16 protein-coding genes and 1 riboswitch are annotated in these 19,360 nt (G+C 66.9%); of the genes, 3 read left to right on the forward strand and 13 right to left on the reverse strand.

Translation table 11 applies throughout. From position 1 onward, the window contains the following. Positions 1-544: 544 nt before the first annotated feature. From ACK8CO_RS13180 to ACK8CO_RS13230, 11 genes are all read right to left on the reverse strand, one after another. Positions 545-1,723, reverse strand: a complete 1,179-nt coding sequence (locus tag ACK8CO_RS13180; RefSeq protein ID WP_414896908.1) for a class II aldolase/adducin family protein — start codon at positions 1,721-1,723, stop codon at positions 545-547. Next, on the reverse strand, positions 1,720-2,607 hold the full coding sequence (lsrF, locus tag ACK8CO_RS13185; RefSeq protein ID WP_414896909.1) for a 3-hydroxy-5-phosphonooxypentane-2,4-dione thiolase: 888 nt from the start codon (positions 2,605-2,607) through the stop codon (positions 1,720-1,722). Before lsrF ends, ACK8CO_RS13180 begins: the two co-directional genes overlap by 4 nt. Further along, positions 2,600-4,138: an FGGY-family carbohydrate kinase gene (locus ACK8CO_RS13190; RefSeq protein WP_414896910.1), complete on the reverse strand. Its 1,539-nt coding sequence runs from the start codon at positions 4,136-4,138 to the stop codon at positions 2,600-2,602. The genes lsrF and ACK8CO_RS13190 overlap by 8 nt, the downstream gene beginning before the upstream one ends. After that, positions 4,135-5,853 carry a glycerol-3-phosphate dehydrogenase/oxidase gene (locus ACK8CO_RS13195; protein ID WP_414896911.1) on the reverse strand — a complete coding sequence of 573 codons (1,719 nt, stop codon included), beginning with the start codon at positions 5,851-5,853 and terminating at the stop codon, positions 4,135-4,137. Before ACK8CO_RS13195 ends, ACK8CO_RS13190 begins: the two co-directional genes overlap by 4 nt. Next, positions 5,850-6,821, reverse strand: a complete 972-nt coding sequence (locus tag ACK8CO_RS13200) for a sugar-binding transcriptional regulator (protein ID WP_414896912.1) — start codon at positions 6,819-6,821, stop codon at positions 5,850-5,852. Before ACK8CO_RS13200 ends, ACK8CO_RS13195 begins: the two co-directional genes overlap by 4 nt. A gap of 2 nt (positions 6,822-6,823) precedes the next feature. Beyond that, a complete protein-coding gene (locus tag ACK8CO_RS13205; RefSeq protein WP_080617428.1) occupies positions 6,824-7,828 on the reverse strand; it encodes an ABC transporter permease in 1,005 nt (334 codons plus the stop codon). After that, on the reverse strand, positions 7,825-9,321 hold the full coding sequence (locus tag ACK8CO_RS13210) for a sugar ABC transporter ATP-binding protein (protein ID WP_414896913.1): 1,497 nt from the start codon (positions 9,319-9,321) through the stop codon (positions 7,825-7,827). The genes ACK8CO_RS13205 and ACK8CO_RS13210 overlap by 4 nt, the downstream gene beginning before the upstream one ends. Positions 9,322-9,445: 124 nt before the next feature. Next, complete coding sequence (locus ACK8CO_RS13215; RefSeq protein WP_414896914.1) at positions 9,446-10,489, reverse strand: substrate-binding domain-containing protein; 1,044 nt, start codon at positions 10,487-10,489, stop codon at positions 9,446-9,448. A gap of 548 nt (positions 10,490-11,037) precedes the next feature. Next, positions 11,038-11,265 carry a DUF2268 domain-containing putative Zn-dependent protease gene (locus ACK8CO_RS13220; RefSeq protein WP_080617425.1) on the reverse strand — a complete coding sequence of 76 codons (228 nt, stop codon included), beginning with the start codon at positions 11,263-11,265 and terminating at the stop codon, positions 11,038-11,040. A 372-nt stretch (positions 11,266-11,637) separates the two neighbouring features. Next, the gene (locus tag ACK8CO_RS13225; protein ID WP_080617424.1) at positions 11,638-13,005 is read right to left on the reverse strand and encodes an NCS1 family transporter; all 1,368 of its coding nucleotides are present in this window, start codon (positions 13,003-13,005) and stop codon (positions 11,638-11,640) included. Between the two features lie 28 nt (positions 13,006-13,033). Beyond that, complete coding sequence (locus ACK8CO_RS13230) at positions 13,034-13,732, reverse strand: aspartate/glutamate racemase family protein (protein ID WP_414896915.1); 699 nt, start codon at positions 13,730-13,732, stop codon at positions 13,034-13,036. Positions 13,733-13,864: 132 nt separating this feature from the next. Between ACK8CO_RS13230 and ACK8CO_RS13235 the strand changes: the two genes are divergently transcribed. Together ACK8CO_RS13235 and thiC are read left to right on the forward strand one after the other, a co-directional pair. Then, positions 13,865-14,551, forward strand: coding sequence for a GntR family transcriptional regulator (locus ACK8CO_RS13235; RefSeq protein ID WP_414896916.1), 687 nt, complete (start codon positions 13,865-13,867; stop codon positions 14,549-14,551). Positions 14,552-14,604: 53 nt separating this feature from the next. After that, positions 14,605-14,725, forward strand: a riboswitch (TPP riboswitch). A 118-nt stretch (positions 14,726-14,843) separates the two neighbouring features. Further along, positions 14,844-16,598 (forward strand): phosphomethylpyrimidine synthase ThiC, encoded by a 1,755-nt coding sequence (gene thiC, locus ACK8CO_RS13240; RefSeq protein ID WP_414896917.1) that lies wholly within the window; start codon positions 14,844-14,846, stop codon positions 16,596-16,598. A gap of 65 nt (positions 16,599-16,663) precedes the next feature. Here the strand turns inward: thiC and ACK8CO_RS13245 are convergent, their stop codons facing one another. Then, positions 16,664-17,686 carry an aldo/keto reductase gene (locus tag ACK8CO_RS13245; protein WP_414896918.1) on the reverse strand — a complete coding sequence of 341 codons (1,023 nt, stop codon included), beginning with the start codon at positions 17,684-17,686 and terminating at the stop codon, positions 16,664-16,666. A 182-nt stretch (positions 17,687-17,868) separates the two neighbouring features. Here ACK8CO_RS13245 and ACK8CO_RS13250 point away from each other — a divergent pair, with 182 nt between their 5' ends. Continuing rightward, positions 17,869-18,762, forward strand: a complete 894-nt coding sequence (locus ACK8CO_RS13250) for an AraC family transcriptional regulator N-terminal domain-containing protein (protein WP_414896919.1) — start codon at positions 17,869-17,871, stop codon at positions 18,760-18,762. A 20-nt stretch (positions 18,763-18,782) separates the two neighbouring features. Here the strand turns inward: ACK8CO_RS13250 and ACK8CO_RS13255 are convergent, their stop codons facing one another. Next, positions 18,783-19,259: an Lrp/AsnC family transcriptional regulator gene (locus ACK8CO_RS13255; protein WP_080617418.1), complete on the reverse strand. Its 477-nt coding sequence runs from the start codon at positions 19,257-19,259 to the stop codon at positions 18,783-18,785. Positions 19,260-19,360: the final 101 nt, after the last annotated feature.

The following is a 19,360-nucleotide window of genomic DNA, read 5'->3' on the forward strand; positions in this document are numbered from 1 at the left end:
TAATTGACCGCCGTTTCAAAGTTTCACGATGGAGTAGGGTCTGACCCAATTGATTTGGTTGCAGAGACCTACCCCCCAGGAAACCGGGCGATTACGAACCTGAATTTTCCGCCTTCGACTGGACGACGAAGGAGGAAGGCACATGAAACGGAAGCGGCTCATCAGCGAGTTGGAATGGGACCGTGGCCCCAGTGGGGCTGTGTAAGTCCTTGGATACGAGATCATCAGCGTACTGAAGGAAGGCGCGGCCGGGGCGAGAGCGATGATTGAGGGGAAGACCTTGGGACAGCGGTCGGACCGGGTCGCTGCGCGGCGCCAATCCTTAAGTCTGCCGCACATGAACTCGAGCCGGTTTCACCGCTTGTAACTGCGCGTGTCGTACTTGACGGATGCCCGGCGCCCCGAGCCGCGAGAGCGTCTTATCATGGCCCGAGCCGGTCTTCTTGCGATGGCGGGGGAGAGCGGGCCTCGGCAGGCCTCCGGGCCGGGCCTCAGGTGTTCCGAAGCGACTCCCGCTCTCCCCTTTGGGTAATGACGCCCCCCGCTACTTGCGCAGCTTGGCCTGCTCGAGTTCCCAGTATTCGATCAGGAACTGTTCGGGACGCGGCAGCGGCTGGTAGCCGCCCAGTGCCTCGGCCGACGCCGCGACGCGCAGGTTTTGCTCGGCGAGATCGGCGTTGATGCGGGCCTCGGAGGCAGAGCGTCCCAGACCGATCACGCCGGCGCCCGGCACGAAGACCACCCGTGGCAATGTGTCGAGCATGATCTGCGTGCCGTCCGAATGCTCTTGGAAATAGCGCTCGTAGGCCGCGCCGAAACCGGCGACCGCCGTGCGGATACCGGCGGCATCCACCCCTTGCGCAAGGATCAGCGGCCAGGGCTTGATGCGGATGACGTGATCGGGCGTGATCGTTCCCCGGCTGACGACCTCGGCCATGCCCTCCCGCCCGGAAAGCGCGGCCAGCGGGGCCGCACCGCGCGGGGCGGTGAAGGCAAGGTCGGGCAGCGCGGCCTGAAGTTGGGGAACGAGCGCCTTGAGTACCCCATTGCCCCTGCGCGGGGTCGGCGGCATCAGGGCTGAGCCGCGCGCGGCAAGATGGGCCTCGCAGACGGCCACCGCATCGCGAAAGCGGGTCAGGCTTTCCTCTGCCGTATCGCCCCAGGTGAAGAGCCCGTGCTGGGCCAGCCACATCCCCCAGGCCTGCGGCCGGGCTTCTGCGGCACGGGCGCCCTCGATGGACAGATCGAAGCCGGGGAAGACGTAGGGCAGGAAGACCAGCCCGTCGCCGAAGAGCGCGCGCAAAGTCTCGCGCTGCTCGGCCTCGGGGCGGCTGGCCAGCGCCAGCACCGCCGAGGCATGGCCGTGATCGACGAAGCGCGCGGGCAGGTAGGCATGGAGCAATGTCTCGACCGAGGGATTGGGCGCGGACGTGTCCAGCAGATGCGAGCGCAGGAAACGCACCATCTCGGTATCGCTGAGCCGCGCGCCGTCCTTCACCGCGAACAGCGGGTCGAGCCAGAGCCCCGGCATCCCCTGCGGCTCCATCGTCGCCAGATCCCAGCCCGATCCCTTGACATGCAGCACCCGTCTGCCCTCGCGCATCACCTTGACCGAGGTGTTGCCGCCGCCATGCATCGCCAGCTCGGGGTTTCCCCCGAGCTGTCTGGAGCTTTCGACCCGCTGCGCCAGCAGCGTATCGGCCTCGTCAGTCATCGACGTCATGCCGCCTTGCGGGTGGCGAGATCGTTGTACATCTCGAAGGCCTGCGCCGCCGGAAGCAGCTCATGCACCACCGCGCTCACCGCCTGGATCATCGCCACCGGGTCGTCGGCGCGGAAGATGTTGCGGCCCATGTCGACGCCTGCCGCGCCCTGGTCGATCGCCTTGTAGGCCACCTCGAGCGCCTCGGCCTCGGGGATCTTCTTGCCGCCGGCGATGACGATGGGCACCGGGCAGCCCGCGCAGACCCTCTCGAAGCCCTCGTCGACATAGTAGCTTTTCACGTATTGCGCGCCGATCTCGGCGGCGATGCGGGTGGCAAGGCCGAAATAGCGCGCGTCGCGGGCCATGTCCTTGCCGACGCCGGTCACCGCGAGGGTCGGCATGCCGACGCGGTTGCCCCGGTCGATCAGGTTGATGATGTTGGTGATCGATTTATGCTCGAATTCCGCGCCGATATAGACCTGCGCCGCCATTGCCGCGACGTTCATCCGCAGCGCGTCCTCCATGTCGACGGCGATGGTCTCGTTCGACAGCTCGGACATGATCGAGTTGCCGCCCGACGCGCGCATCACGATGGGCTTGCGGGTCGAGGCGGGCACGGTGGTGCGCAGCATGCCCCGCGTGCACATCAGCACATCGGCATGCTCGAACAGCGGCGCGATGTTCAGGTCGACCCGTTCGAGCCCGGTGGTCGGCCCCTGGAAATAGCCGTGGTCGAAGGCCAGCATGACCGTGCGCCCGGTATCGGGGCGGAAGATCCGCGCCAGCCGGTTCTGCATGCCCCAGTCATAGGCGCCCGCGCCCTTGAGGAAGAAGGGCTCGTTCTTCGGAGGCGTGGTCAGCCCGAAATCCTTGCCGTCGATGATGTCGTCGAGATCAGCCATGTGATGTCCTTTCCTGTGTCTGTCTGGCGTCGAAGCCAAGCACCTTGGGCGGCGCCCAGGCCGCCCCGAGTGCATCGCGGTAGGCGCACCAGCGCCGGTATCTTGCGTCCAGCTGCGCCTGGGCGGCCGGGCAGGGGGTGATTTCCTCGACATGCCGGGCCATCGCCCGCGTCGCGTCATTGAAATCCGCGAAGAGCCCGGCGCCGATGGCCGCGGCGATGGCAGCCCCCCGCGCGCCGGTCTCGGCGCAGTCGGACAGGCGCAGCGTCATGCCCAGCGCATCGGCGAAGATCTGCGCCCAGAGCTCGGATTTGGCCGCGCCGCCGGACAGCGTGGCGCAGCGGAAGCGGCGGTCGGGGTCGAGGATTTCGAAATGCGCGCGGTGGCCGAAGGCGACGCCTTCATAAAGCGCGCGCACCATGTCGCCGCGGCTGTGCCAGGCGCCCATGGCGCTGAAGCCGCCGCGCGCCCCGGGCACGGGCCCGGCATAGAGGAAGGGATGAAAGACCGGCAGGTCCTTTTCGGGATCGGACCCCACCGCAAGCCGGTTGCAGAGCGCGAAGGGATCCTCTCCGGTGGCCTTCGCCTCATCCGCGAGGAAGGTCTGCACGAACCATTCGAGATTGGCTGCCGAGGTCGGCGAGCATTCGCAGCTGACCCAGGTGTCACGCCCCAGCACGCTGGCAAGCAGGGCCCGCGGCTCTGCCGGCAGCTGTTCGGCGAAGACCTGGTTGATCGACCAGCTGCCCGCGACGATCGAGGCCTCGCCGGCATGCGAGGTGCCCGCGCCCAGCGTCGAGGCCAGCACGTCGAAGAGCCCGCCCACCACCGGGGTGCCTTCGGCAAGGCCCGAGGCCCGGGCGGCAGCGGCGGTGACATGGCCGACCACCGCATCGCTTTGCGCGGGTTCGGGCAGGATGTGCTTCAGCCCCTCGATGCCATAGAGCCGCAGCAGCGCGCCGTCATAATCCAGCGCCGGCAGCGCCAGCAGCCCGGCCCCGGCAAGATCCGACACCTCCGAGCCCATGCGCCCGGTCAGCCCGTGCACGATCACGTCCTTGCACAGCAGCGCCTTGTGGGCCCGGGCCATGATCTCGGGGCGGTTCTCGGCGATCCAGCGCAAGAGCACCGGGGTCATCGCGGGCCAGGGCCGCGACTGGGCGCGCGACAGGATCTCGTCGCCATGTTCGGCCGCGATCTGCGAGGCCAGCGTTTCGGCGCGGTTGTCCATCGACTGGATGCCGATCAGCCCGCGCCCTTCGGCATCGAGCAGGTAAAGCCCGTTGCCATGCCCGGCCGCGCCCACCGCCAGCACCTCGGCGCCGCCGATCCCGGCCTTCGCAAGGCAGTCGCGGATCGCGCCGCTGGCGGCCTGCCACAGCCCCTCGGGATCGCGTTCGACGAAGCCCGGCGCCGGTTGCAGCGTCTCGGAGCCGCGCGAGGCGACGGCAAGCGTATTGCCCCCGGCGTCGAACAGCGCCGCCTTCACCATCGTGTTCCCGGCATCCACGCCGATGAGATATCCCGTCATTGCGCCGCAACCTCCCCTTTGCGATGCAGGCCGATCCGCTCGGGGTCGGCCCCGTGATCCGTTGCCAGCCTGACCCGGAAACGGTGCAACTCCTCCTCGCGGCGGGTCGGGGTCCAGCCCCTGGCCGCTGCCAGCCGGTCCGCCAGCGCCTCGAGCGCCGCCGCATCCAGCCCGCCCGCCAGCGCGACCACCATGCGGCGGAGCGCAAGATCGGCCAGCGTCTCGACCTGTTCATGGGCGATCAGGTAATCGATCTCGGCATCCGAATAGCCCGGCAGGCCGGTCAGCTCCCGTTCCCCGGCGAAGCTCTGTGCCAGCTGACCCGCCAGCGTGCCGTAGCGCGTCAGCAGCGTCGCGACGCGCACCTGCGAAAGCCCCGAGGCCGCCGCCGCCTCTTTGCACCAGGCCTCCGGATCGGCCGGGAAGCCGGCACCACCGCCGATCGGCAGATCCCCGGTGCCGGTGCGGCGCGTCAGACCCAGACGGGCCATCACCTCATCCGCCGCCAGCTCGCCGAAGGCGCGGAAGGTGGTCCATTTGCCGCCGATCATGCTGAGCATCGGGAGCCCGGCCTGGGTCCAGCGGTTGAAATGGCCGCGCGGGATCTGCCCGGTGGTGCCCGCGCCGCTGACAGGGAGCGGCCGCACCCCGGCGAAGACATGCCGCACCTGGTCGGGCCGCACGGTCATGCCCGGAAAGACCCAGGACAGACCCTCGAGGATATAGGCCTGCTCATCGGCCTCGCAGCGGACCTTGTCGGGGTCGGGCACCTTGATGTCGGTCGAGCCGATCAGAACCATCCCGTGCAGGCAGAACATGATGCAGATGCGCCCGTCGACATTCTCGTAATAGACCATGTCCTCGCCCAGCATGTCGCGAAGCCCGGGATGATCGAGCACGAGATGCGCGCCCTTGGTGCCCTGCACCATGTCCTCCGTCGCCCCGGCGCGGGCATTGGTGCGGTCGATCCAGGCGCCGGTGGCATTGACCACGATCTCGGGGCGAAGGGTTATCTCGCGCCCGCCGATACGGTCGGCCAGCGTGACCTCGGGGCCGATCTTCGTGACCTCGAGATGATTGAGCGCCACGGCGTCGCAACCGGCGCGCGCGACATCCTCGAAGATCTCGGTGACCACGCGCTCGGGATGGCTGACCTGCCCGTCGTAATAGGTGGCCGCACAGCGCAGCCCGGGGCGGAAGGGAAAGCGCGCCGTCGCCGTCTTCGCGGACCAGAATTCATGGGGCGGCAGCCCGCCCTTGCCGCGGGTGTAGATGTCATAGAAGGACAGCCCCAGCTTGACCGGCAGCGCGCCGCGCCGCGACGGCGCCTTGCTTAGGCCGAGAAACCGCAAGGGGGCATTGAGCGTGCCCGAGACCCAGCTGTCGATCGGCACGATGGTGCGCAGCGGGCCGACCAGATGCGGCGCGTTCTTCAACAGGCGGTTGCGCTCGTCGAGCGCCTCGCGCACCAGGTCGAACTCGCCGTTCTCGAGATAGCGCAGCCCGCCATGGACCATGCGGCTCAGCGCCGAGGAGGCCCCCGCGCAGAAATCCGATTTCTCGGCCAGCATCACCGGCACGCCGTTCAGGGCCAGTTCGCGGTAGACCGAGGCGCCGTTGATGCCGCCGCCGATCACCAGCACCTTCGGCGCGGCGCCGTCCATGGCATCGAGCCGCGCAGGCCGCGACAGGGGGGGGACGATGGAAAGGGTCATGCAGCCTCCTTCATGCGCGCCAGCACGCAGCGGGCGGTGGCCTCGTCGGTGACGAGCGTGTTGATGTAACCGCCGCGCACCACGGCGCAGATGGCCTCGGCCTTCTCCTGGCCCGCCGCGACGCCGATGCTGACCGGCACCCTGGCCAGATCCGACGGCGAGATCGCCACGACCAGCCGGTTGCGCACGTAATCGGTGACGCGGCCCTGCGCATCGAGCACATGCGCCAGAAGCTCGGCCACCGCGCCCGAGGCATAAAGCGCCTCTTCCTCGGCGGGCACGTCGCGGTGCAGGTCGAAATAGGATGTCGCCTTCTCGCGCAGCCCGCCGATGCCCACGACGGCCACGTCGGCGGCCCGGGCGGCCTCCATCACGCGCGAGACCGTCTTCATGTCGCAGATCATCCGGTGCTGCTCTTCGGTCTCGGCGAACATCGGCGAGAGCATCTGCACCGCCTCGCCGCCGAAGGCGCGCGCCAGCGTGGCGGCGGCGTGGTTCACATCGGTATAGTGCTTGCCCTGCACGAGGCCCGTCGCGGGCACCGCCGTCATGCCGCGCAGCGGCACCACCTGGCGCAGCCCGGCGACGCAGGCGCTGACGCCCTTGCCGCCCGTGAGGCAGACGGTCATCCCGGGCTTGAGCTTCGAGACCAGCAGCTCGGCGGCGGTGATGCCGACCCGGGCCAGCACGGCCTCGGGATTGCCTGCGGCGGTGGTCTCGATCACCACCTCGCGCAGGCCCGACAGCTCGGCCAGTTCGCGTTCGAGCGCGAGATGGTCCTGGAAGGGCGAGCGGATCGAGATCTCCACCATGCCCATGTCATGGCCGGCCTTGATCATCCGGTTGACGGTGGAATGGCTCTGTCCCATCCGTTCCGCCACCTGGGCCTGGGTCAGCCCGTCGAGGTAGTGCAGGGTCAGCGCGGTATAGATCCGGCGTATCTGCGCTATGTCCTGGAGCTGGTCCATGATCAGCCCCGCTTGCCGCGCTTGTTCATCAGGTGGTCGAAGCTGACCGCCGCGAGCAGGATGCAGCCCTTGATCATGTCCTGCATGTAGACGCTGACATCGAGCAGGATCAGCGAGGAGGTCACCAGCGACAGGAGCGCCACCCCCAGCACCGCGCCGAAGATCGAGCCTTGCCCGCCCTTCAGCGAGGCGCCTCCGATCACCGCGGCCGCGATGACGTTCAGCTCCATGCCGACGCCGAATTGCGGCGTGGCCGAGCCGAAGCGCGCCATGAAGATCACGCCCGCAAGGCCGGTGAGGGTCGAGCACAGCACCGTCACCCAGAAGATCACGCGCTTGGTGCGGATGCCCGAATATTCGGCGGCCTGCTCGTTGGAGCCGGTATAGATGATGGTCCGGAACCGTGCCGAGCGGCGCAGCAGGAAGTCGAAGACGACCGCCAGCAGAACGAAGATCACCACCACGACCGGCAGCCCGCCCAGGCTGCCCTGCCCGACGAACTTGAAATCGGGCGGCAGCGAGAACAGCGACAGCGGCGTGCCCTTGGTGATCAGCAGGCACAGGCCCCGCACGATCACCATGGCCGCGAGCGACGCTATGAAATGCGACAGCCCGACCCGCACCACGAACAGCCCCATCGCCGCGCCGACAGCCGCCGCCGCCGCGACGCCCGCGGCCGAGGCAAGCCAGGGGTCGAGCCCCATCAGGAACAGCTTGCCCGCGACGACCATCGCAAGGCAGACCACCGAGCCGACCGACAGGTCGAGCCCGCCGACGATCAGCAGCAAGGTCATGCCGATGACCACGATCCCCTCGATCGAGAAGCTCAGGAAGATGGTCCGGAAGTTCGACCAGGTCAGGAAATACGGGCTGGCAAAGCTCATCACCACGCAGAGCGCGAGGATGATGCACAGCAATCCCATCTCGCGCATGCCCGCCAGCCTGCGCAGGGCCCCCGGGCTGCGGCGGGTCTCGGTCATGCCGACGGAAAGGCTGGTCTCGCTCATGCTGCGTCTCCCTGAATATGCAGGCCCGAGGCAAGATGGATGATCGCCTCTTCGGTCATCTCGTCAGAGCCCAGCTCGCCGGTCATCTCGCCCTCGTGCAGGACGACGATGCGGTCGCTGAGCCCGATCAGCTCGGGCAATTCGGACGAGATCACCACGACGCCGACCCCCTGGTCGCACAGCTCGCGCAGGATGGCGTGGATCTCGGATTTTGCGCCGACATCGACGCCGCGCGTCGGCTCGTCGAGGAAGACCACCTTCGGGTTCACCGACAGCATCCGCGCCAGCGCCACCTTCTGCTGGTTGCCGCCCGACAGCGTGCTAGGCGGGTCCTCGGGCCTGCCGGCCTTGAGTCGGAGCCTGCGGCCCAGTCTCGTCGCCTGCTCGAGCTCCGCCGCGCGGTCGACAAGGCCGGCCCGCGTCACCTGCGACAGGCGCAGCGAGGACACGTTCTGCGAGATCGGCAGATCGAGGAACAAACCCTCGCCCTTGCGGTCCTCGGACACGTAGACCATGCCGCGCTCCAGCGCGGCGGAGAAATCGGGGATCTCGACCGGCTCGCCCTTCAGCCGCACGGTCTTGGTGCAGCGGCGCAACCCGCAGATCGCCTTGGCCAGCTCGGACCGGCCCGAGCCGATCAGCCCGCCGATGCCGAGGATCTCGCCCTCGCGCAGGGTCAGCGACACATCATGAAGCACGTCGCAGCTGACGCCCTCGACCTCGAGCAGCGCCCGTCCCGGCGGTGCGCTGGCCTTGTCGGGGTAAAGATGGGAAATCTCGCGCCCGACCATGTTGTTGACCACCTCCTGGGGCGTGGTCTGCGGAATGTCGAGGCAGGTGACATAGGCCCCGTCCCGGAACACGGTGACGCGGTCGCAATGCTCGAATATCTCGGCCATGCGGTGCGAGATATGGATGATGCCAAGCCCCCGCTCGCGCAGCCGGTGCACGATGCGGAACAGCTTTTCCGTCTCGGTCTCGGTCAGGGCCGAGGTCGGCTCGTCGAGAATGAGGATGCGCGCGTCCAGCGTCAGCGCCTTGGCGATCTCGACCAGCTGCTGGTCCGAGATGCTCAGATCGCCCACCTTGGCGGCCGGATCCACGTCGCAAAGCTCTGCCAGCACCGTCCGTGCCTTGCGCTCCAGCGCGGCGAAATCCATCAGGCCCCGCCGCGTGGCGGTCGCGCTCATGAAGATGTTCTCGGCCACGCTCACATCCGGGCAAAGCGCAATCTCCTGATGCACGAAGCCGATGCCCAAGGCCTGTGCCTCCAGCGGCGAGCGGATGCGCTGCCGCACCCCGTCGATACGGATCTCGCCCGCATCCGGTCGCAGGATGCCGTCGACGATCTTCATCGTGGTGGACTTGCCGGCACCGTTCTCGCCGGCCAGCGCGTGGATCTCGCCGGCGCGCAGCTCGAAGAAGACATTGCGCAGCGCCTTCACCGGACCGAAGCTCTTGGCGATGTTGGAGAGTTGCAGAAGGGGCGGCATGGTGGCCTCCGGATCATGCGGGGGAGGTGCGGCGGATCGGACGAAACCGATCCGCCGACGAGGAACCGCGCCGCCAAAAGGGGGGAGTTGCGGGCGCGGTCCTGACGCGGTTCTTGTCCGGGCCTCAGCCCTCGATGCCGCGGGTACCGCGCTTCTTGAGGTACTTGTCCCAGTAGAAGCTGTCGGCATTTTTCTGCGTCACGACCGAATAGCCATTGTCGAGCATCGGGATGCCCATCGGGTTGAACCCGGCCTCGGCATGGTCGTTCATCGGGTCGATCAGTTCGGGATGCTTGGCCAGCCACAGCAGCAGGAAGCCGTAATAGCCCTGGGCACCCTGGTTGGGGTTGATCGCCCCGAACATGTCGCCCGCCTTGATCATGTCGAGCACACTTGCATTCACATCCACCGACATCACGCGAATGGTGCCGCCCGCCTCCTTGGCCGCCTGCGCCGCGCCCATGGCCGAGGACGCCTCGGGCATGAACACCGCGCCCAGTTCCGGATGGGCCTGCGCAAGGCTCAGCACCGCCTGATAGGCCTTGTTAGGGTCCTGCCCGGTCGAGGCGCGGCCGACCAGTTCCATGTCGGGATAGTTGTCCTCCATCTCCTTGATGAAGGCGGCGACGCGGCGGTCGTGGTTGTCCTGCCCGGGATTTTCCAGCACGGCGTACTGGCCCTTGCCGCCCATGGCCTCGGCGATCTGCTGCGCGGCGACGCGGCCCTCGCGGAAATTATCCGAGGTCACATAGGAGACGCGCTTGGAATTGGGGCTGTCGGCGGCAAAGGTCACGACGGCGGTGCCCTGCGCGATGGCGCGGTCGATCGGCTCGACGAAGGGATCGGGGCTCATCGGATGCAGCAGGATGCCCGCGGGTTGCTTGGCCAGCGCCTGCTCGAAGGTGGCGATCTGCTTGTTGACGTCATATTCTGGCGTGCCGGTGTAATCGGTCTCGCAGCCGAACTGATGCGCCGCCTGCTTGAACATCTCATAGACCGGGAACCAGTATTCGACACCCGAGACCATGACGTTCATCACATAGGTCTCGCCCGGTTCGCAGTGGAACGGGCTCTGCTCCCACGGCGCATCTGCGCCCTGGGCCAGGCCACCGCATGCGCTGGCCACGACGATAGAGGCGGCTGCCGCCGCAACAAAACTGGTCTTCATCGGATGTCCTCCCTGGACCGGACCCGCATTCTCCTCAGGCGGGGCCAGCTTCATGGCGGCAGGATGCGGGGCGGCTCGTAGGCTGTCAATAAATCCTAGGTTATGAAATATATTGCATCGCGCTGCTGCGCGGCACCGGAAGCCCGATGCAACCTGGATGTGAACCGCAGGCTTGATGTTCTTGCTGAGGCGTTCGGGTTCCACGGCCGGGGGATCGTTTCCTCCCCGCACCGTCCGGGCGGGATACGGCGTCGGGAACTTCGAAAAAACTCACGAAATCGGCATGATACATCGACGGCAGGCGTTCTGCCCTCGAAGGGAAGAGATTTCGTCCGAGAACAGTGCATCGCCATCGCATCGCGACGCAGGGATTGCCTTCCTTGCCGGATATGTCCACCGCCGATCGGCCGCGCCTCGGCCGGCAATGCCCGCAGCGGCCCTTGAAGGCCCGCCGCGGCGCAGCCCGGCCAAGAGTCCCGCATGCTGGAATCAGTGTAAGGAGGCTTTGGTGGATCGCATTGCGCGCACCCCATTCTGCTCGATCGCTGTTAATCGGTCATCGCCTCGAGAGCGTAGCGAAACCTTTCGGTCCCTGCGTGAACCAGCGTGGCCGGCGTCTCTGCCGGATGCTCGGCAAGGTATCGTCCGACCAACGCATATCCGAACGCATAGCCGCGCCATGCCGGATCCGTCCCGAAGAACCATGCGGCATGGTCGTAATTTCGGTCATCCCAGGTCGCTGCCGCATCCCGCGCGGCGTGAAGAAGCTCGTCCATGCGCGAAGCTGGATGCTGGTTCCTGCCGCCTTCCAGCCCCGAGCTGAACCCTATCGAGATCGCATTCTCCAAATTCAAGCACAGCTGCGCAGGATGGGCGCACGAAACGTCACTGAGATGTTTCAAGAACTTACAGAAATCTGTGACCTCTTCTCACCGCAAGAGTGCTGGAACGACTTCAAGGCTGCCGGATATGTCTCAGGTTAAAGGGCGGGGGCTTTGGGTGCTGCTGACCCGCCTTGCTCGGGGCATCCGGTTGCCTCGGTTGACATGGCCGGTGGTCAGCAAAACGGACGGCCGGGAACGGGCACGACCGGGATGGCGTGAACGGGCCCGCGAAAGGGGCCCGTTCCCAGAAATGTTCCGCAGCGATCAGGTGTCGAGGAAGCGGCGGGCAGAGGGCAGCCAGCGCATCAGCAGGTAGTAGGACAGGCCGGCCGGAACGAGGCTCGCATACCAGGACACATTGGAAAAGGCGAAGGCGACGACCACGCCGATGGCCGTGGCGATCAGCGCCGCCGGGTTGATGCCGCGATAGGGGCCTTCCGCGTCATAGAGCTTTTCGAGATTCAGCTGCTGGCGGCGCAGGATGTAGTAATCGACGACCAGGATCGCGAAGATCGGGCCGAGGAAGGCGCTGTAGGTCTGGATGAAGATATTGAGCCCGGCGGCCGACTCGTCCTGCACCAGCTTCCAGGGGAAGGTCGCGAAGGCGAGCAGCCCGACCAGCACCGCCGATGTCCTGAACTTCAGCTTGAACACATCCATCAGCGCATAGGCAGGCGGCACCACGTTGTTGAGAATGTTGGTGGTGACCTGGGCGAAGGCGATGAAAAGCAGGGTGGTGACCAGCAGAAGCTTGTTGTCGACCGCGCTCGAGAACACCTTGATCGGATCGACCTGTCCGGTCGCCCCCGAGACCATCAGCCCGATCATCCCCATGAAAAGCGTCGCGGGCAGGATCGAATTGGCATAGATCGTGACCTGGCGCATCGGTCCGACGCCATGGCGCAGCTCGCGCGAATAGTCCGAGACGTTCAGCATCATCGTCGAGTAGATCCCGAGAAACAGCATCGTCGCGCCCCAGAACGGCGCGCCCCAGGTGCCCTCGACATTGACCAGATTGGCCATGATCGCGTCGCCGTATTTGCCGATCACGCTGAAGAACATGTAGATCAGCGAGCCGATGATGAAGACCGAGCCTATATTCTCGAGCCATTTGATGCCGTGGAAGCCAAGCACCGACAGCAGGATCTGCAGAAACTGGAAGCCGATGAAGAAGACCCAAAGGTTGGAATAGCCGAACAGGGTCTCCGAGACGAGGTTGAGCGCGCCCGCCCCGATCCAGCTCTGGAAGCCGAACCAGACGATCGCGGGCACCGAGCGCACCAGTGCGGGCAGGCGGGTGCCGGAAAACCCGAAGGCCGACCGCGCCTGTACCATGAAGGGGATGCCGTATTTGTGGCCGGCGCGGCCGTTGATCATCAGGGCGATGCCGATCACCGTGCAGCCGATGGCAATGGCCAGGAAGGTCTGGAGCAGGTTGAGCGTGCCCACCAGCCCCGAGCCGATGGTGAAGGTGCCGATCGACACGCAGCCCCCAAGCCAGGCGAAGAGATAGGACCAGGGGTCCATGATCCGCGTCTCCTGGGGCGCGAGCGATTCCTCGCCCAGCCCCTTTTCCTCGATCACATGCGGGACATGGCCTGGTGCCGCGGCTGCGGTCTCGGGCATTGTCATCGGTGTCTCTCCCCGTGTGTTTTCGTTTCTAATGCGTTTCCGGCTGCGCATAGGCGCCGGATTTGCTGGTCTTCAGCCCGGCCCCGACAAGCGCCTCGGCGAATTTCGTGGCGACGGCAACCCCGTCGATGACCGGGATGCCGGTTTCCGCGCTCAGCCACGCCACCAGATCCGCCATGCCGGCACATCCCAGCACGACCGCCTCGCAGCCATCCTCCTCGATGGCGCGGAGGATCTCGTCGCGGACCCTGAGCCGGGCATCCGATCCCGGTTCCTCGAGGGCCAGCACCGGGATCGCGGCCGAGCGTACCCGGCGGCAGCGATGTTCGAGCCCGTAGCCCCGGACCAGATCCTCGATCACCGGGACCGAGCGCGGAAGGGTCGTGACCACCGAGAAGGAAGTGGCGATCATGCTGGCGGCCTTCACCCCGGCCTCGCAGATCCCGATCACCGGCCCGGTCGCGATCTCGCGGCAGGCGCCGAGCGCGGGATCGTCGAAACAAGCCAGAACGATGGCATCGGCCCCGGCCTCTTCTGCCTCGCGGACCTCGCGCAGCAGATGCGGCGCGCACATCGCCTCGTCATGATGGCCCTGAATGCTGGCCGGGGCGCCGGTTGCGGTCCGCCCTTCGATCTCGACATCGGGCGCGGCGACGGCACGCGCGGCCTCGACGATCTTTTCCGTCATCGAGACGGTGGAGTTCGGGTTGATGACAACGAGTTTCATGATGGCAATCCCTGGCTGTTCGACATGATGCTATCAAAAATTGTTCACAATCCATAGTATCAATATTGCGTAACAAGTCCTGTGGAGAAATTTTGTTGCCGGGTCATGGTGCCGCAGCATAGAGAGGAAACGATGGAGACCCCGAAGGAAACCCGGATCGTCGAGCAGATCCTCGACGCCATTGCCGATCAGCGCCTGCCGGCCGGTACACGCCTGGGCGAACAGGCGTTGAGCGACCATTTTTCCTGCAATCGCACACAGGTACGCCGGGCCCTGGCGGCCCTGACCGCCTATCAGGTGGTCGAGCATCTGCCCAATCGCGGCGCCTCGGTCGCGACGCCGACGGCCGAGGATGCCCGCGACGTCTTTCAGGCCCGGCGCGCGGTCGAGACCGCGATCTGCCGCAATGCCCTGCGCCGGGCGACAACGGAGGATCTGGCCGCCCTGCGCGCCCATCTGGCCGAGGAGGAGAGGGCGAAGGATGACGGCGACCGGTCCGAGGCGATTCGCCTGTCGCGGGGCTTTCACAACCTGCTGGCGCGGATCGGCGGCAATGCCGTGCTCGCGCGCTATGTGCAGGAACTCACCATGCGGTCCTCGCTCATCATCGGGCTTTATGGCACCCAGGCGCGGACGCTCTGTGCCAAGGACGAGCATCTGCGCCTCGTCGAGGCCATCGCCGCGCGTGACGAGGCCGGCGCGCTCTGCCTGATGGATGCGCATCTGCGCCATATCGAGGCGGGGATTTCCTTCAGCGAAAGCCGGGCGCCCGCGGGCACGCTGTCCTCGATGCTGGGCGGAGGGCCCGGGCGGCCCTGACCGGCCCGGCGCTGCGGCGGGTTTGACAGTCCGCGCCGGCTTTGCGATACCTCGTCGCACGTCAGGGGAGTCCCGCCAAGGGGACTGAGAGGCTGACAGGGGGAAACCCCGGTGACGCGACCCTTCGAACCTGACCCAGTTGAGACTGGCGTAGGAAGACCGAGGGGCATGCCACAAGATCCCGCCCCCCGGGCCGCAAGGCCCCCAGACCGTCAAGGTCGTTCGGGCCAACGGCCCCGCTTTCTGCCTCATCATCCGTCTGGGTCTCGTCAGGTCAACTGAGGAGACGAAGATGAACAGACCCGACACCGTTCCGCAGATCACGCTGGGGCCGCTGCCCGCCTCGGAAAAGCTCTACCTGTCCGGCGAGATCCACCCGATCCGGGTGCCGCTGCGCCGGATCGCGACCGGCGAGGGGGCGGTGACGGTCTATGACAGCTCGGGCCCCTATACCGACCCCGGGGCGCGGATCGACATCGCCGCAGGACTTGCGCCGGTGCGGATCCCCTTCGCGCGCGACCGCGGTGAGGCCGAGACCTATCCAGCCCGCGACGTGACCGCCGCCGACAATGGCTTTGCCGAAGGCGCGCGCCTTGTGCCGGCCTTTCCGCGGCGGCCCGCGCCGCTTCGGGCGACGGCTGGGCGGGCGATCACCCAGCTGGCCTATGCAAGGGCCGGGATCGTCACCCCCGAGATGGAATTCGCCGCGATCCGCGAGAACGAGGGCCGCACCGCTGCCCATTCCCGCGACGGCGAGCCCTTCGGCGCCGAGATCCCCGATCTGGTGACGCCCGAATTCGTCCGCGCCGAGATCGCTGCGGGCCGGGCGATCATCCCGGCCAATATCAACCATCCCGAACTTGAACCCATGGTGATCGGCCGCGCCTTCAAGGTGAAGGTCAATGCCAATATCGGCAATTCGGCCATCACCTCCTCGATGGAGGAAGAGGTCGAGAAGATGGTCTGGGCGATCCGCTGGGGCGCCGATACGGTGATGGACCTCTCGACCGGACGCAACATCCACAATATCCGCGACTGGATCCTCCGGAACGCGCCCGTGCCCATCGGCACCGTGCCGCTTTACCAGGCGCTGGAGAAGGTCGGCGGCGTGGCCGAGGATCTCAGCTGGGAGGTCTACCGCGACACGCTGATCGAGCAGGCCGAGCAGGGGGTCGATTACTTCACCATCCATGCCGGGCTGAGACGCGGGATGATCGGGCTGACGGCCCGGCGCGTGACCGGCATCGTCAGCCGGGGCGGCTCGATCATGGCCAAGTGGTGCCTGCATCACGGCCGCGAGTCCTTCCTCTATGAACGTTTCGAGGAGATCTGCGACATCTGCCGCGCCTATGACGTCTCGTTCAGCCTGGGCGACGGGCTCAGGCCCGGCTCCATCGCCGATGCCAATGACGAGGCGCAATTCGCCGAGCTGCGGACCTTGGGCGAGCTGGCGCAGGTCGCCTGGGCCAGGGACTGTCAGGTGATGATCGAGGGGCCGGGCCATGTGCCGATGCACAAGATCAAGGCCAATATGGACGAGCAGCTGAAGCATTGCCACGAGGCGCCGTTCTACACGCTCGGGCCGCTCACGACCGATATCGCGCCGGGCTATGACCATATCACCTCGGCCATAGGGGCGGCGATGATCGGTTGGTTCGGCACCGCGATGCTGTGTTACGTCACGCCCAAGGAGCATCTGGGTCTGCCCGACCGCGACGACGTCAAGACCGGGGTCGTGACCTACAAGCTCGCCGCCCATGCCGCCGATCTGGCCAAGGGGCATCCGGGCGCGCAGGCGCGGGACGATGCGCTCAGCCGGGCGCGCTTTGCCTTCCGCTGGGAGGATCAGTTCAATCTGGGGCTCGACCCGGATACGGCACGCGCCTTCCATGACGAGACCATGCCCAAGGCCGCCCATAAGGAGGCGCAGTTCTGCTCGATGTGCGGGCCGAAATTCTGCTCGATGAAGATCAGCCAGGATATCCGCGACGCGGCCGCGGCCGAGGCCGGGGCCTGTCCGAACGGGCTGACCCCCGCCGCCGAATAGCGCGGGCGGACGGATCGAAAGCGGGGGCCGGGTCATGCCGGCCCCCGCCTGCTGACCCTTGGGGGTTAGCTCTGGCTGCGGTATTCGCCCTGCCGTTCCAGCATCCAGCCGGGATATTCAGCGGGCAGGCGGGTCGCCGCATCGAGGCGGGCCAGCTCGGCGGCGCTCAGCTCGATCCCGGTCGCGCCGATATTGTCGGTCAGCTGGTCCGCGCGCTTGGCGCCGATGATGACCGAGGTCACCACCTCCTGATGCAGAAGCCAGGCCAGCGCGATCTGCGCGACACTGGCGCCCCGCGCCTCGGCCATGCCGCGCATCAGGTCGATGACGTCATGGGCGCGGTCCTTGTCGATGGGCGGGAAGTCGAAGCTGGCGCGCCGCCCGTCGGCGGCCTTGCCGTCGCGGTCGTACTTGCCCGACAGGAACCCGCCTGCAAGCGGGCTCCAGACCATCAGCCCGATGCCGGTCTCCTTCAGCATCGGCACGATCTCGCGTTCCAGATCGCGCCCGGCCAGGGTGTAATAGGCCTGCAGCGACAGGATCGGGGCGAGCCGCCGTGCCTCGGCGATGCCGACCGCGCGCATGATCTGCCAGGCGGCCCAGTTCGACAGGCCCAGATAGCGCACATGGCCCTGCCGGACGAGCGTATCGAGCGCCTCCAGCGTCTCGACGATGGGCGTCGCCGGATCGAAGCCATGGATCTGGTAGAGGTCGATATGATCGAGCCCGAGCCGGGTGAGGCTGGCCTTGCACTGCTCCATGATGTGATGGCGCGAGGCGCCGCGCGCGTTCACGCCCGCGCCCATCGGACCCAGGACCTTGGTCGCGATCACCACATCCTCGCGCGGCACGGCGAGGTTCTTCAGCGATTGACCCAGGAGCCGCTCGCTTTCGCCCTTCGCATAGACATTGGCGGTGTCGATGAAGTTGATCCCGGCCTCGAGCGCGCTGCCCAGGAGCCCGTCCACCTCGGCCTGACCCAGCTGCCCGATCTGGCCCCACATGCCCTCGGAGCCGCCGAAGGTCATGGTCCCGAGGCAGAGTTCCGACACGAACAGGCCGCTCTGGCCAAGACGACGATAGCGCATGATGCTTTCCTTTCCTGACTGGGGGCCGGAGCGCCGCGGGGGGCGTCCGCTCTGGCCTCTGTCCGGAAATGGGCCGGGGCCCGCCCCGTCGCCACGCCGATCCTCTCGCAGTCTTGCACGATTCTCTCATCCCGCGGCCGATTGGCTTTGGGCGCCGCCGCCGGACGGGCTAGGATCGGGGCATGACCGACCGATTGTCCGGCCTCAGGGCCAAGCTCGTTTCATTGTGGCAGGCGCATGGGCGCGAAACCCCGGTTCCGGGGTTGAGGCTGTCCCATGCCGACAGGCCCTCGGGCCTTTTCCACGGGGTGTACAGACCCTCGCTTTGCGCCGTCTTGCAGGGCGCCAAGATCAGCCGTCTGGGCGAGAGGGCGTTCCGCTACGATGCCGGGAAATGCCTGATCGCCGCGCTCGACGTGCCGATCCGGGCCGAGATCGTCGGCGCGGCGCCCGAGACCCCCTATCTGGCGCTGGCGCTCGAGATCGACCCGGTCGTGGTGGCCGAGCTGATGCTGGGCCAGCGGCCGGCGGATGACCCGCCGATAGGGGCTGCCATCGAGGTGCATGATCTGGGCGAGGCCCTGATCGACCCGCTCGACCGGCTTCTGTCGGTTGCGGCCCGGCCGCAGGACATTCCGGTTCTCGCGCCGATGATCCGGCGCGAGATCGTCTGGCAGTTGCTGAACGGGCCGCAGGGCGCGCGGCTGCGCCAGATCGGGATGGCCGACAGCCGTCTGGCCCGGATCGGCCGCGCCATCGGCTGGATCCGCGAACATTATGCCGAGACGCTGCGGGTCGGGCATCTGGCGGCGCTGGCCGGGATGAGCCCGGCCACCTTCCACCGCCATTTTAAGGAGGCGACGGCGATGACGCCGGTGCAGTTCCAGAAGAGCCTGCGGCTGCAGGAAGCGCGGCGGCTGTTGCTGACCCGGTCCGGCGATGTGGCGGGTATCGGCTTCCGGCTCGGCTATGACAGCCCGTCCCAGTTCAGCCGCGAATACCGCCGCCTGTTCGGTGCGCCGCCGGGGCGCGACGGGGCCGAGCTGCGCCGGGGCCTGGCCGAAGCCGGTCCCTGACAGCCGCCCGTAGCGCCGCTTCAGACCGGCAGCACCGTCGTCGCCTTGATTTCCTCCATCGACAGCAGGGCCGTGACATTGAAGATGCGCACATCCGAGATCAGTGCCTGATAGAAGACGTCATAGGCCGCGGCATCCGCCACCCTGACCTTGAGGATATAGTCGATCTCGCCGGCCAGCCGGTGCGCCTCCAGCACTTCGGGGCGCTTCATCAGCGCGTCGAGAAACCGCCGCTGCCAGTCCGCCTCGTGTTCCGAGGTCCGGATCAGCACGAAGAAGCAGGTGCCCCGGTCAAGCGCCTTCGGGTCGACGATCACCGTCTGCTGGCGGATCACCCCGGCCTCGCGCATCTTGCGGATGCGGTTCCATACCGGGGTCTTCGACGAGCCGACCTTGCGCGCAATCTCGTCGAGGGACTGGCCGGAATCGGCCTGAAGCTCGCCCAGGATACGCCGGTCGAGCGCGTCGAGCTTGAGTTGGGAGTGGTCATTTGGCATCGGGGTCTCCGGGGTTCCAATTGCCTAGGATCGGAACAACGTTCCGGAAACGCAAGGTGAAAACCGCTTTTCGTAGGAAAGCCGTTTCGCTTTCGCGGTGG

It is taken from the genome of Rhodovulum sp. HP10 (assembly GCF_047553435.1).
In the GTDB taxonomy this organism is placed as follows: Bacteria; Pseudomonadota; Alphaproteobacteria; order Rhodobacterales; family Rhodobacteraceae; genus Rhodovulum.

Coding starts and splice junctions, on each gene's coding strand:
- ACK8CO_RS13200 (WP_414896912.1), bottom strand. CDS start 6,821: ATGGACCAGCTCCAGGACATAGCGCAGATACGCCGGATCTATACCGCG.
- ACK8CO_RS13230 (WP_414896915.1), bottom strand. CDS start 13,732: ATGAAACTCGTTGTCATCAACCCGAACTCCACCGTCTCGATGACGGAA.
- ACK8CO_RS13205 (WP_080617428.1), bottom strand. CDS start 7,828: ATGAGCGAGACCAGCCTTTCCGTCGGCATGACCGAGACCCGCCGCAGC.
- lsrF (WP_414896909.1), bottom strand. CDS start 2,607: ATGGCTGATCTCGACGACATCATCGACGGCAAGGATTTCGGGCTGACC.
- ACK8CO_RS13210 (WP_414896913.1), bottom strand. CDS start 9,321: ATGCCGCCCCTTCTGCAACTCTCCAACATCGCCAAGAGCTTCGGTCCG.
- ACK8CO_RS13245 (WP_414896918.1), bottom strand. CDS start 17,686: ATGCGCTATCGTCGTCTTGGCCAGAGCGGCCTGTTCGTGTCGGAACTC.
- ACK8CO_RS13225 (WP_080617424.1), bottom strand. CDS start 13,005: ATGACAATGCCCGAGACCGCAGCCGCGGCACCAGGCCATGTCCCGCAT.
- ACK8CO_RS13195 (WP_414896911.1), bottom strand. CDS start 5,853: ATGACCCTTTCCATCGTCCCCCCCCTGTCGCGGCCTGCGCGGCTCGAT.
- ACK8CO_RS13180 (WP_414896908.1), bottom strand. CDS start 1,723: ATGACGTCGATGACTGACGAGGCCGATACGCTGCTGGCGCAGCGGGTC.
- ACK8CO_RS13220 (WP_080617425.1), bottom strand. CDS start 11,265: ATGGACGAGCTTCTTCACGCCGCGCGGGATGCGGCAGCGACCTGGGAT.
- ACK8CO_RS13215 (WP_414896914.1), bottom strand. CDS start 10,489: ATGAAGACCAGTTTTGTTGCGGCGGCAGCCGCCTCTATCGTCGTGGCC.
- thiC (WP_414896917.1), top strand. CDS start 14,844: ATGAACAGACCCGACACCGTTCCGCAGATCACGCTGGGGCCGCTGCCC.
- ACK8CO_RS13255 (WP_080617418.1), bottom strand. CDS start 19,259: ATGCCAAATGACCACTCCCAACTCAAGCTCGACGCGCTCGACCGGCGT.
- ACK8CO_RS13235 (WP_414896916.1), top strand. CDS start 13,865: ATGGAGACCCCGAAGGAAACCCGGATCGTCGAGCAGATCCTCGACGCC.
- ACK8CO_RS13250 (WP_414896919.1), top strand. CDS start 17,869: ATGACCGACCGATTGTCCGGCCTCAGGGCCAAGCTCGTTTCATTGTGG.
- ACK8CO_RS13190 (WP_414896910.1), bottom strand. CDS start 4,138: ATGACGGGATATCTCATCGGCGTGGATGCCGGGAACACGATGGTGAAG.